11 protein-coding genes are annotated in these 12,006 nt (G+C 74.0%); 8 read left to right on the plus strand and 3 right to left on the minus strand.

What is annotated here, in order from left to right; all coding sequences use genetic code 11:
• Positions 1 to 112 precede the first annotated feature (112 nt).
• Entirely contained in the window at positions 113 to 724 is a 612-nt protein-coding gene (locus AC07DS_RS23385; protein ID WP_479148130.1) for a helix-turn-helix domain-containing protein, read from the minus strand.
• A 247-nt stretch (positions 725 to 971) separates the two neighbouring features.
• Here AC07DS_RS23385 and AC07DS_RS23390 point away from each other — a divergent pair, with 247 nt between their 5' ends.
• From AC07DS_RS23390 to AC07DS_RS23420, 7 genes are all read left to right on the plus strand, one after another.
• Complete coding sequence (locus AC07DS_RS23390; RefSeq protein ID WP_479148132.1) at positions 972 to 2,018, plus strand: hypothetical protein; 1,047 nt, start codon at positions 972 to 974, stop codon at positions 2,016 to 2,018.
• 428 nt (positions 2,019 to 2,446) lie between these two features.
• On the plus strand, positions 2,447 to 3,679 hold the full coding sequence (locus AC07DS_RS23395; RefSeq protein ID WP_479148134.1) for a prenyltransferase/squalene oxidase repeat-containing protein: 1,233 nt from the start codon (positions 2,447 to 2,449) through the stop codon (positions 3,677 to 3,679).
• The gene (locus AC07DS_RS23400; RefSeq protein ID WP_479148136.1) at positions 3,676 to 4,329 is read left to right on the plus strand and encodes an SCO2322 family protein; all 654 of its coding nucleotides are present in this window, start codon (positions 3,676 to 3,678) and stop codon (positions 4,327 to 4,329) included. The genes AC07DS_RS23395 and AC07DS_RS23400 overlap by 4 nt, the downstream gene beginning before the upstream one ends.
• Entirely contained in the window at positions 4,322 to 5,545 is a 1,224-nt protein-coding gene (locus tag AC07DS_RS23405; RefSeq protein WP_479148138.1) for an energy-coupling factor transporter transmembrane component T, read from the plus strand. Before AC07DS_RS23400 ends, AC07DS_RS23405 begins: the two co-directional genes overlap by 8 nt.
• Positions 5,542 to 7,236 (plus strand): ABC transporter ATP-binding protein, encoded by a 1,695-nt coding sequence (locus AC07DS_RS23410; RefSeq protein WP_479148140.1) that lies wholly within the window; start codon positions 5,542 to 5,544, stop codon positions 7,234 to 7,236. Before AC07DS_RS23405 ends, AC07DS_RS23410 begins: the two co-directional genes overlap by 4 nt.
• A complete protein-coding gene (locus AC07DS_RS23415; RefSeq protein ID WP_479148142.1) occupies positions 7,233 to 8,063 on the plus strand; it encodes an ECF transporter S component in 831 nt (276 codons plus the stop codon). Before AC07DS_RS23410 ends, AC07DS_RS23415 begins: the two co-directional genes overlap by 4 nt.
• Positions 8,064 to 8,401: 338 nt before the next feature.
• On the plus strand, positions 8,402 to 8,815 hold the full coding sequence (locus AC07DS_RS23420) for an aggregation-promoting factor C-terminal-like domain-containing protein (RefSeq protein ID WP_479148144.1): 414 nt from the start codon (positions 8,402 to 8,404) through the stop codon (positions 8,813 to 8,815).
• Between the two features lie 41 nt (positions 8,816 to 8,856).
• Here the strand turns inward: AC07DS_RS23420 and AC07DS_RS23425 are convergent, their stop codons facing one another.
• Complete coding sequence (locus AC07DS_RS23425; RefSeq protein ID WP_479148146.1) at positions 8,857 to 10,110, minus strand: alpha/beta hydrolase family protein; 1,254 nt, start codon at positions 10,108 to 10,110, stop codon at positions 8,857 to 8,859.
• Positions 10,111 to 10,213: 103 nt separating this feature from the next.
• Between AC07DS_RS23425 and AC07DS_RS23430 the strand changes: the two genes are divergently transcribed.
• Positions 10,214 to 10,900: a YoaK family protein gene (locus tag AC07DS_RS23430; protein ID WP_479148148.1), complete on the plus strand. Its 687-nt coding sequence runs from the start codon at positions 10,214 to 10,216 to the stop codon at positions 10,898 to 10,900.
• Between the two features lie 21 nt (positions 10,901 to 10,921).
• On the opposite strand, the gene AC07DS_RS23435 is transcribed toward AC07DS_RS23430, so the two are convergent.
• Positions 10,922 to 11,608 carry a hypothetical protein gene (locus AC07DS_RS23435; RefSeq protein WP_479148150.1) on the minus strand — a complete coding sequence of 229 codons (687 nt, stop codon included), beginning with the start codon at positions 11,606 to 11,608 and terminating at the stop codon, positions 10,922 to 10,924.
• Positions 11,609 to 12,006 lie beyond the last annotated feature (398 nt).

Genomic DNA, 12,006 nt, shown 5'->3' on the forward strand with positions numbered 1-12,006 from the left:
CGTTCCCGCACCCGCAACGATCATTTACGGCCAGATCTGGGTGAGTTACGGCCGGAAGCGCATCAGGCACGCGCGGCGCCCTTGAGGTCCGCACCCTTCAGGTCCGCACCCTTCACGTCCCCGGGGCACCCACCGTCTTCCCGGCACCCCCGGCCTGCTCCGAGACGATGATCATCTCCGCCAGGTCGGCGAGCGTGGCCAGCTGACGGGCGTTCATCTGCGGGGCCCGCGCGGCCAGCCGGACCAGTCCGCTCTCCCGCAGCCGCAGCAGCGGGTCCGCCTCCGCCTCCAGGACCTGCAGCACCGGTTGCAACGCCTCGTGCAGCGCCTCCGGTTCGTCAGCGGTGAAGAAGCCCGCGGGCAGACCGAAGAACCTGCGCAGCCGGTCGGTGTGTTCGAGGCTCGGCATACCGCTCTTGCGCCACTCGCTCAGCCACTGCCGGCTGGTGCCGGCGATCCGGGCCAGCTCGTCCAGCGAGTACCGCTTGCCGTCGGGCCGGCGCCGGGTCTCGCGGATGAAGTCCAGCCGCTGCCGCACCCGTTCGGCGAGGCAGCCCTCCGTCGCCCGGCCGCCCGAGAGCAGCTCGACGACGGTGCCGACCGGAATGCCGGTGCGATGCGAGAGGCCGGCGACGTCCAGGACCTCCGGCAGCCGGCCGGGCCGGCCGGTCAGCTCGCCGAGGCGGTCGAGCACATCGGCCAGCAGGGCGTAGGCGTCACTCACCGAGGTCCCCCCTGGGCGTGTCGTCCGTTCCGTGGCTGAGCTGACGCGAGGCTACCCGGTCACCAGTGCGCCGACCAGACGTGACAACTCCCGCTGCGGAATTAGGCAGCAATCGTTGACAGTTGATGGTGCGGTGGGTGAGGATCGAGGCACAGAGAGCAAGATCGACCCGCCTCGGGTGCTGCCTATGGGGGAGCAGCATCCGGGGCGTCTCTGTCTGCCTTCTCCCCACGAAGGTGAGCCTCCGATGCCGCACGCCGTCCTTCTCCTCGGGGTGAGCCACCGGGCCGCGTACGACGCGTACCCGCTGGAGCGGATCGCGGCGGTCCACCCGGTGGTGCTGGTCGATCCGTCCCCGCCCGTCTGGGCGCGTCCGTACCTGGCCGGCCACATCGCGGCGGACCCCGGCCAGGACGCGGCCACCGCGGAGGCGGTCGCACGCTACGCGTTACGGCACGGGGTGAGCGGCGTACTGACCTGGACCAGGCGGTACCTGCCCGCCGCCGCACACATCGCGGCCCGGCTGGGCCTGCCCGGCATCCCGTACGAGACGGCCGCCGCCTGCGCCGACCCGACCGCGTCGCAGGTGCTGCTCGCCCGGCACGGAATTCCCCCGGCCGGCCGGGAGGACGCCGGGGCCCCGCTCGTCCGCGCCGAGACCGTCGTCCTGGACGACGAGGTCCGCATCGCCGCGCTGACCCGTACGGCACCGGGCCCGCCGCCCGCCCGGCAGCCGCTGCGGCACTCCGTGCACGCCCACGACGGGCTGCTGCACAACCGCTTCCTGCGGCAGACGGTGGAGCGGACCGTGCGCGCGCTCGGCCTCGCGCACACCGTCGCCCACATCGGCCTGCGGCTCACGGCCCGCGGGCCCCGCGTCACGGACGTCGTCCCGCACCTGCCCGGCGATCTGATCCCGCTGCTGGTCGAGCGGGCCACCGGTGTCGACCTCGCCCGGGCCGCCGCCGCTCTGGCCGTCGGCCGGCTCCCGGACGTGACGCCGACCCGGCAGCGGGCGGCCTCGATCCAGTTCGCCTACCCGGCCACGACCGGCCGGCTGACCCATGTGGACATGGACCCGGCCGCCGCGTACGAGCCGTCCGCCGAGCGCATGGTCCTCACCCGGCAGCCCGGCGACCACGTCACGGAGGCCGCCCGGGCGGACCCCGAGGACCGCCTCGCGCACTGGGTGGCGGAGGGCGAGACCCCGGCGGACTGCGCACACACCCTGCGCCGCATGGCCCGCCACCTGACCGTGTCCGTCACCCCACCGGCCCGGCCGTTCGCGGCCTAGCGGGCCAACACCCGCGGCAGCCAAGCCCCTTCGGTCCCGTATCCGCCGCCGGGGCGCCACGCCTCCCGCACCCTTCCCGCAGCCGCGGCGACCGTGACCCCGGTCACCGTCTCCGTGTGCCCACGGCCACCCCTCGGGCCGCGCACGGCTGCCGGTAAAGTGGCGGGGTCGTCATCACACCTGTACGGGGGGAAGCCGGTGGAATTCCGGCGCTGACCCGTCCCCAAGCTCTCGACCTCGCTCGAGCAGGGGATACCCCAATCGTGAACCGTCCCCCGGACGGTGAGCCGGACTGCCCCGCCCGGGACGTTGACCGGCTCGCGTGCGCGGCGACCCGCAGCGCACGGCACCGTCGAGGTTTACGGAGCCGAGCCGCCCGGGTGTTCCCGTGCGCTGCCGGTTCCCCGCAGGAGAGGCAGTCGCCGACCATGAACGTCCGCCGCAGTGCAGCGGCTCTCGCCGCCGTAGGTGTGCTGGCCGCCGCCGCACCCGCCATGGCCGCCGGCCCGTCCCCGTCCGCACCCCCGAAGGTGACGATCCCGGCCGGGCTGTTCGGCAAGGCCGACCCCACGTACGACGGGGTCTGGCGCCAGTCGCTCGCCCTGCTCGCCCAGCGGACGCTCGGCTCCCGTCCGGCCGGCTCGGCCGTGGACTGGCTGGTCGGGCAGCAGTGCGACAAGGGCGGCTTCGCCGCGTTCCGGGCCGACACGGCCAAGGCCTGTGAGGGCAAGGGCGGCGCCCAGCCCGACACCAACAGCACGGCCGCCGCCGTCCAGGCGCTGCAGGCGGTCGGCGGTCACGACGCCGAGGTCCGCAAGGCCCTGGTCTGGCTGACGACGCTGCAGAACGAGGACGGCGGCTGGGGCTACTCGCCCGGCGCCCCGAGCGACACCAACTCCACCGGCGTCGTCGTCGGCGCGTTCGCCGCGGTCGGCCAGGACCCCGCCCAGCTGCATCTGAAGGGCAAGAGCCCGTACGACCTGCTGGCCAAGTGGTCGCTGCCGTGCGACGGCACCGGGGGCGGGGCGCTCGCCTACCAGCCGGACAAGAAGGGCAAGCTGGTCGCCAACTCGGACGCGACGGCGGCCGGCGTGCTGGGCGCGCTCGGCAAGGGCTTCGCGCCGAAGGCCGGGAAGGCCCAGGAGCAGGGCTACGCCTGCGCCGACTCCGACAAGCCGCTCACCCCGGCGGAGGTGGCGAACAACGGCTCCGCCTACCTGGGGGACGCCATGACCGACGGCGGGTACCTGAAGTCCGCCCTGCCCGGGGCCAAGGACCAGCCCGACTACGGAAACACCGCGGACTCGGTCGTCGCGCTCGCCGCGAACGGCTGGATGCGGCAGGCGAAGAAGCCGTACGCCTGGCTGGAGAAGAACGCGGTGAAGTGGGCGCGGCAGAGCGGCCCGGCCGCCTACGCCGAGCTGGTCTTCGCCGCTCACGCGATGGGTGACGACCCGCACGACTTCGGCGGCACGGACCTGGTGCAGGCGCTCGACGCGACGGGTCCGGCGCCGCAGAAGGCCGCCCGCACCGCTGAGCCCGGCAAGCGCGCCGAGCACGACTCGGGCATCGGTGTCTGGTGGATCGTCGGTGCCGGCCTCGTCTTCGGCGTCGGCATCGGCATCCTGCTCAGCGGCCGCCGCAAGCGGCAGCAGCTGTGACCGCCGTCCGCCGTGCCGCGGCCCTGCTGGCCGCCGCGCTCGTCCTCGTCGCAGGCGCCGCCCAGGCGCACGCCACCGGTTACCGCTACTGGTCGTTCTGGGAGCGGGACGGCGGCCGCTGGACGTACGCCACCCAGGGCCCGTCGACCGCGCGTCCCGACGACGGCGCGGTCCAGGGCTTCCGGTTCGCGGTGAGCGAGGACTCCGCGGACGCGAGCCGGCCGCGCGGCACGGCGGACTTCGCCGCGATCTGTGCGGGGACGCCTGCGAAGGCGGGTACGAAGCGGGTCGCCCTCGTCATCGACTCCGGCACGCCCGCGGACGCCCCGTCCGGCGAGACCCCGCCCACCCGCCGCACGGCCTGCGCGCGCGTCTCCCCCGACGCGACGACGGCCGAGGCCCTGGCAGCCGTCGCCAAGCCGCTGCGCTACGACGCCAACGCCCTGTTGTGCGCGATCGCCGGGTATCCCCGCAAGGGGTGCGGGGAGCAGGTGTCCGCCGACGGCACGGAGAAGAAGCCGACGGCTGCCGGCGGGGAGCCCCGGCAGAAGGACAGCGGCCCCTCGCTCGGCCTGCCGATCGGCGTGGGCGCGGTCGTCCTCCTGGGCGGGGCGGCGGTGTGGCAGGCCCGGCGGCGCGGGAATGCGTAGTCCCCGGGCGCGGACTGGTGGGGGCTGGTCGCGCCCACGCGGCGGAGCCGCAGATCGACACGGCCCGCGCCCCTGGGGAGTCGCAGCGGCACCCCGCCGGCCCGGGCAGGCGAAGCCCACCCCCGCCCGGCAGCAGCACCGCGCACCGCTCCACCCCGGCGCCTGGTGGCTCTGGTCCCTCGGACTCGGTACCGCCGCGACCCGGACCACCAACCCGCTCCTCCTCGGCCTCCTCGTGGGCGCGGCGGGCTACGTGGTGGCCACCCACCGCTCCAGCGCGCCCTGGGCCCGCTCCTACACCGCCTTCGCCAAGCTCGCCGTCGCCGTGCTGCTCGTCCGCCTCGCGTTCACGGTCGCCCTCGGCTCCCCCGTGCCCGGTACGCACGTCCTGTTCACCCTCCCCGAAGTGCCCCTCCCGCACTGGGCGCAGGGCATCCGGCTCGGCGGTGCGGTCACCGCGGAGGCGCTGCTCTTCGCCGGCTACAACGGCCTGAAGCTCGCCGCCCTCCTCATCTGTGTCGGCGCCGCCAACGCCCTGGCCGGCCCGGCGCGTCTGCTCAAGTCCCTGCCCGGTGCCCTGTACGAGATCGGCGTGGCCGTGGTCGTCGCGCTCACCTTCGCACCGCATCTGATCGCCGACGTCCAGCGGCTGCGGGCCGCCCGCCGGCTGCGCGGCCGCCCGGACCGCGGGGTACGGGGCCTGCTCCAGGTCGGACTGCCGGTCCTGGAGGGCGCGCTGGAGCGTTCGGTCGCCCTGGCCGCCGCGATGGACGCCCGCGGCTACGGCCGTGCCGCCGCCGTCCCCGCCCGGGTGCGCCGTACGACGTCCGCGCTCACGCTCGGCGGTCTGCTCGGCGTGTGCGCGGGGACGTACGGGCTGCTCACCGCGGAGGGCGGCGTGTACGGGCTGCCGGTGCTGGGGGCCGGGGTCGCCGCCGCGCTCGCGGGCCTGCGCCTGGGCGGCCGCCGCACCCCGCGCACCCGGTACCGCCCGGAGCCGTGGGGTGTGCACGCGTGGCTGGTCGCGGGCTCGGGTGCCACGGTCGCCGGGCTGCTCGCGGTCGCCTCCGTACGCGACCCGGACGCGCTGTACCCCGGCGTCGTACCCCTGGTGGCCCCCACTCTGCCGCTGTGGCCCGCGGCCGTGGTCCTGGTGGCCCTGCTGCCCGCCTTCATCGTCCCCAAGGAACCCCAGGCCCCCGAGGAGCCGTCGTGATCCGCTTCGAGGAGGTCAGCGTCACCTACGAGGGCGCGGCCGAACCGACCGTCCAGGGCGTGGACTTCGAGGTCCCCGAGGGCGAACTCGTGCTGCTCGTCGGTCCGTCCGGGGTCGGCAAGTCGACGGTGCTGGGCGCGGTCAGCGGGCTGGTCCCGCACTTCACCGGCGGCACCCTGCGCGGCCGGGTCACGGTGGCCGGCCGGGACACCCGGACCCACAAGCCGCGCGAACTCGCGGACGTGGTCGGCACGGTGGGGCAGGACCCGCTCGCGCACTTCGTGACGGACACGGTGGAGGACGAACTCGCCTACGGCATGGAGTCGCTGGGGCTCGCTCCGGAGGTGATGCGGCGCCGGGTGGAGGAGACGCTGGACCTGCTGGGCCTGGCCGGTCTGCGTGACCGTCCGATCGCCACGCTCTCCGGCGGACAGCGGCAGCGGGTCGCGATCGGCTCGGTCCTCACCCCGCACCCGCGGGTGCTGGTCCTCGACGAGCCGACCTCGGCGCTGGACCCGGCCGCCGCGGAGGAGGTCCTGGCGGTACTGCAACGCCTGGTCCACGACCTGGGTACGACGGTCCTGCTGGCCGAGCACCGCCTGGAGCGCGTGATCCAGTACGCCGACCGGGTCGTGCTGATGCCCGCCCCGGGCGCCGCCCCGCTGCACGGCGACCCGGCCGAGGTGATGTCCGTCTCCCCGGTCTGCCCACCGGTGGTGGACCTGGGCCGCCTGGCGGGCTGGACCCCGCTGCCCCTGACGGTGCGCAACGCCCGCCGCCAGGCCGCCGGCCTGCGGGAACGACTGTCAAAGGCCCGGCAGACCGGCGTACTGCCACGGCAGTACGCGCCCGCCGCTCCCGCCGCCCCGCACATCCCGCTGCCGTCCCCCCGGCGCCGCCTCTTCCGCCGGGCCGCGGCCCCCGGCTCCCCCGCTCCCGCGCAGATCGCCGAGGTCAGCTCCCTGGCCGTCCGCCGGGGCGGGATCACGGCCCTGCGGCACATCGACCTGACCGTGGCCCCCGGTGAGACGGTCGCGCTGATGGGGCGCAACGGCGCCGGGAAGTCCACACTGCTCGGCTCGCTCGTCGGGCTGGTGGAGCCCACCGCCGGCACGGTCCGCGTCGGCGGGGCCGTACCGCACCGGACCTCGCCCCGGGACCTCGTGCGCCGGGTCGGTCTGGTGCCGCAGGAACCGCGGGACCTGTTGTACGCGGACACGGTGGCGGCCGAGTGCACGGCCGCCGACCGGGACGCGGGCGCCGCGCCCGGCACCTGCCGGGCCCTGGTGTCCGAGCTGCTGCCGGACATCACGGACGACACCCACCCGCGTGACCTGTCCGAGGGCCAGCGCCTGGCGCTCGCCCTTGCGGTCGTACTGACCGCCCGGCCTCCCCTTCTTCTGCTCGACGAGCCGACCCGGGGCCTGGACTACGCGGCCAAGGGCCGCCTGGTCACCGTGCTGCGGGGGCTGGCCGCCGAGGGGCACGCGATCGTGCTGGCCACGCACGACGTGGAGCTGGCGGCGGAGATCGCGCACCGGGTGGTGCTGCTCGCCGACGGCGAGGTGATCGCCGACGGCCCGACGGCGGAGATCGTGGTCTCCTCCCCTTCCTTCGCCCCACAGGTCACCAAGATCCTGGCCCCGCAGCCCTGGCTGACCGTCGCCGAGGTCCGGGAGGCCCTGGCATGACCACCACCTCGCGGGCCCGGGTCCGCGCCGTCCGGCTCGGCCCCCGCTCCCTCGCCGCCCTGGTCCTGGTCAGCGCGGTCGGCGTGGTCGGCTTCTTCTGGCCCTTCCTCGCCCCGCCCAGCTCGCAGATCGGCGCGCACGCCGAGGATGCGCCCTGGCTGTTCGCGGGCCTGCTGATCCTGCTGGTCGCGGTCGTGTCGGCGACGATCTCCGAGTCCGGCCTCGGCCCGAAGGCCGTCGCGATGCTGGGCGTCCTGGCCGCGACCGGGGCGGCGCTGCGCCCGATCGGCGCGGGCACGGCCGGGATCGAGCCCATGTTCTTCCTGATGGTGCTGAGCGGGCGGGTGCTCGGCCCCGGCTTCGGCTTCGTGCTCGGCTCGGTGACGATGTTCGCGTCGGCGCTGCTCACGGGCGGTGTCGGCCCCTGGATGCCGTTCCAGATGCTGGCGATGGGCTGGTTCACCATGGGCGCCGGGCTCCTCCCGGGCCGGGTCCGGCTGCGCGGCCGGGGCGAGCGGCTCCTGCTGGCGGTCTACGGCTTCTTCGCGGCCTTCGCCTACGGCACGATCATGAATCTGGCCGGCTGGCCCTTCATGGGCGCCCTGACCTCGAACATCGCCTTCGACCCGGACGGGACGGTCCGCGCCAACCTGGCCCGGTTCGTCGCCTACTGCCTGACCACTTCCATGGGCTGGGACCTGGGCCGGGCGGTCTGCACGGTCGTCCTGACCCTGGTTCTCGGCCCGGCGCTGCTGCGCGCGCTCCGCCGGGCCACCAGGCGGGCCGCTTTCGAGACCGCGGTCACATTCGACGCACCCGCTGCGTGAGGGGCCGTATCCGGGCTGTCAGCTCCCCGGTGAAGCACCCCACATGACGCAGGTCACCTACGATCCGGGGTCGTTGTTCGGAATGTCCGATTAATCCCTTCGTGCACCCCTTCTGACCTGCGCATTGAGACCCACGCCACACAAGCGACCTTTGCCGCCGATCCGGCCACAACTAGTAAAAGGGGTCATTGCGGACGCCCATCGAGCCTGCTTCTGTAGTGGACGTCGCCAGGCACCACGAGCCCGACCGGGTCGCGGTGCCGACGTATGCGGCAGGTCCCCGCACAGGGGGCTGCGACATACAGGCGATTCCTTGTCCCCGACGTAAGAGGTTCTCCGTGTCCGTCTCCTTCATCCGCCGCATCGCTTCCCCGAAGAAGGCCCTCACCACCGCCGCCGTGGCCGCCGCTGCCGCCGGTCTGGCCCTGACCGCGGCGCCCGCCCAGGCCGCCACCACCCAGGCCTCCTCCGCCCAGGCGATCGCGCACAAGATGATCCCGGACACCGCGCAGTTCAACGCCTTCAGCAAGATCGTCGAGCACGAGAGCGGCTGGAACCCCGCCGCCACCAACAGCTCCTCCGGCGCCTACGGCCTGGTCCAGGCCCTGCCGGGCTCGAAGATGTCCGCCGCCGGTTCCGACTGGAAGACGAACCCGGCCACCCAGATCAAGTGGGGTCTGGACTACATGAACTCCCGCTACGGCAGCCCGGTCCAGGCCTGGAGCTTCTGGCAGGCCAACGGCTGGTACTGAGCCACCCGGCTCCCGGCCCCTCCCGGCCCCAGGCCCCCGGCCTAGGCCACCCCGCGCCAGGCCACCGCGCCACCGAAGAAACGCGCGATGCCGGCCAGCGCCGCCCGGTACGACCCTCCGTGGTCGACGGGCCCCATATCCAGCACCCGCACCCTCGCCCCCTGCTCGGCGAGGGTGCGCGCGCATGTCCGGGCGTTGCCGATCGGCACGTCGGTGTCGTTGTCACCGGCGTAGAGCCGCACCGGCACGCCGGGCTTCCAGTCACAGGTGTGATCGCCCGCCCGCAGCGCCTCGCGGAAGGCCCCCGTCGGCCGGGTGAGCTGCCGGTAGAAGTCGTCCGTCAGCAGCTCCCGCACGGTCGGGGCGAGCTGTCGGACGACGTCCTCCTCCTGGTGCCGCCCGTCGAAAAGCCCCTCGACCCGGCCCGCGTACGGCGCCCGGAACACCTCGGACGGGTCCTTGTATATGGAGTGCAGCCGGTTCTGCGCGACGAGGAAGTAGGAGATGTAGAGCACTCCGCTGATGTCGTTGACCCGCCCGTCCGTGAGCGCGGGCACCTCGGTCCCCGCCAGGTCGTACGGCCCCGCCACCGGCGCCAGCGCCTTCAGCCGGAATCCGGGCGCGTCCCCGTGCTGCACCGCCCGCCCCACCGCCATCGCGACCTGCCCGCCCTGGGAGAAACCGGTCGCGTACAGATCCCCGTTCACCGTGCGACCGAGTCGCCCCGCCGCCGTCCGGGCCGCCCGCAGCATGTCGACGGAGGCGGTGACGGCGGACCGCGTGTCCATGTACGGATGGCGGCCCGGCCCCTTGCCCAGCCCCAGATAGTCGGGCGCGGCCACGGCATGTCCGGCCGAGGCGAAGAGGTACGACTGCGCCCGCGCGTCCTCCGCGACGGAGGGTGCGTAGTCACGGTCGGTCATGGTCCCGTGCGTGTCGGAGACGAGACCGAGGGTGCGGCCGCCGCCCTCGGGCAGGGTGAGCAGACCGGTCGCGGTGGTGGGCCGCCCGTACGGGTCGACGGTGCGGTACGTCACCCGGTACGCCCGGACGCCGTAGCGCAGGGAGTCGGTCCCCACCTGAAGCTCCTCCAGGCCGCGGGCGACCTCGGCACGGCTGTGCCGCGCGACAGGTACGACGGACACCACCTCTCCCCGACGGTCGCCGCGCGGTCCGGCGACGGCGGCCGGGGCGGCGGCCAGGCCGGCGAGCAGTGCGGCGGCCGCGGCGGCACCCACCTTCCGCATACGCCAACTGGGCTGCTTTTCCGCTGATTTGCGCGTGTCTTCTGTCATGTTCCGAACGCTACGGACGCACGCTTCGGCGGGACATCCGAGAGTCCCCCGCGCCCGTGGTGGACTTGCCACCACCCTGCCCGTCCGGCTGACCGGAGGAAGCATGACGACACCGCCACCGCCCCTTCCCGACCCGGAGGCGCGGGGGGTGCGGCTGGTGGTCGTGCTCCTGGTGCTGACCGTGGTCAGCGGTCTGATCGACGCGGTCAGCTATCTGGGCCTGGGCCGGGTCTTCACGGCCAACATGACCGGCAACGTGGTGGTGCTCGGCTTCGCGGCGGCCGGTGCGCCCGGCTTCTCCGTCCCGCACACCGCGACCTCGCTGGCCGCCTTCCTGCTGGGCGCGGTGGCCGGCGGCCGGGTGGCGGCCAGGTACGGCAAGGGCTCGCGGCGCAGATGGGCCCGGCTGACCCTGGCGGCGGAGGCGCTCCTGGTCGGCGCGTCGGCGGCGGTGGCCTTCGTCTGGCCGGACACGAACGGCACCCGCTACGCGCTCATCGCCCTCACCGCGTTCGCGATGGGCCTGCGCAACGCGACGGTCCGCAAACTGGGCATCCCCGACCTGACGACCACGGTCCTCACCATGACCCTGACCGGCCTGGCCTCCGAGTCCCGCCTCGGCGACGCCACGGGCCACCGCTCCCCGCGCCGCACGGCATCGGTGATCGCGATGCTCGTGGGCGCCACCCTGGGCGCCTTGCTGGTCCTCCACCACGGCCTGGGCATCCCCCTGCTGATCGCGGCGGCGCTGTCGGGGGTGCTGGCCGTGGTGGCGTCGGGTCGGGAGTGAAACCGGGAGCAGCGGGACGGTTCAGCGTGTGCGCTGCGCGGTGCCGATCCGCGCGACCTGCTTCCGGATCAGGCCGGCCGGGAACGAGGCGTGCCTGCCGAGGTCCTGCGCCTTGAAGGTGACGACGACGGAGCCCACCCGGACCGCGGTGTACTGGATCTGGTTGAGCCGCTTGTCCTCGGGCATGGGGATGGTGAGCCGGTAACGCACGGCTTCGTCCCCGAGGCGGGGTGCCTTCTCGGGTGTCAACTCCGCCTTGTACGGGCCGGCCCAGCCGGTGCCGGAGTAGGACCGGCAGGTCTTCAGGCCGCCCTGAAGACGCTCGAAGGCCGTGCCGGCCTTGCTGCCCTCATAGGACGCGAGGGTCGAGGCCCCCGGCCAGATACTGTCCTTCCAGTTGAAGATCTGCGAGACCCGGGCGAACGACCCCTTCGCGTCCATGGCGTCGATCACGACCTGGCACGCCGGATCCGACACCGGAGGGAACGTCCTGTCCCCACCGCCCTTTTCCGCATGGCCCGGCTCGAACGGAACCTGACCGCCCTGCACCTGGGACACTTCCCCGTCGCGGAAGGCGAGGGCCTTGAGCTGCCGAACGCCCAGCGGCGCTCCGTCCGCGGCTTGGGACGCCCGCGCTCGGGCCGTCCCGGTCGCGCCCGGCTGCCCGTGCCCGTCCCCGCACCCCGCGGCCAGAACAGCTCCGATCATGACGAGCACCCCGCGTCTCGCCGCCCGATTCCCCACGTGCGCACTCCCCCTGTGACCGGGATCGCCACCCCAGGACGATCCACCGGGCCCAGACTCTAGCGTTGTTACCGAACGGGAGTTTGAAATTGGGTACTTGTCCGCGCGGAGCCTGGCCGGTCGCCGCACTCGCCGCACTGGTTCTGAGTGCCTGCGATCCGGCGGACCTGGATCCCACGGACCCCGGCAACTTCAGCTCGGTCGTCTTCGTCAACGACACCGGCTCACCGGCCGTCCTGTTCGAGTGCGGCGACAGCCGTGGGCACGGCTGCCACGACATGAGCGGTCGGCTCGCTCCCGGAGAGCGCTCGAAGCAGCGGGTGTACCGGGGGGGCTGGTTCCGATCCCTGGCAGGTCCGGGA

It is taken from the genome of Streptomyces sp. NPDC044064 (genome assembly GCF_056434245.1).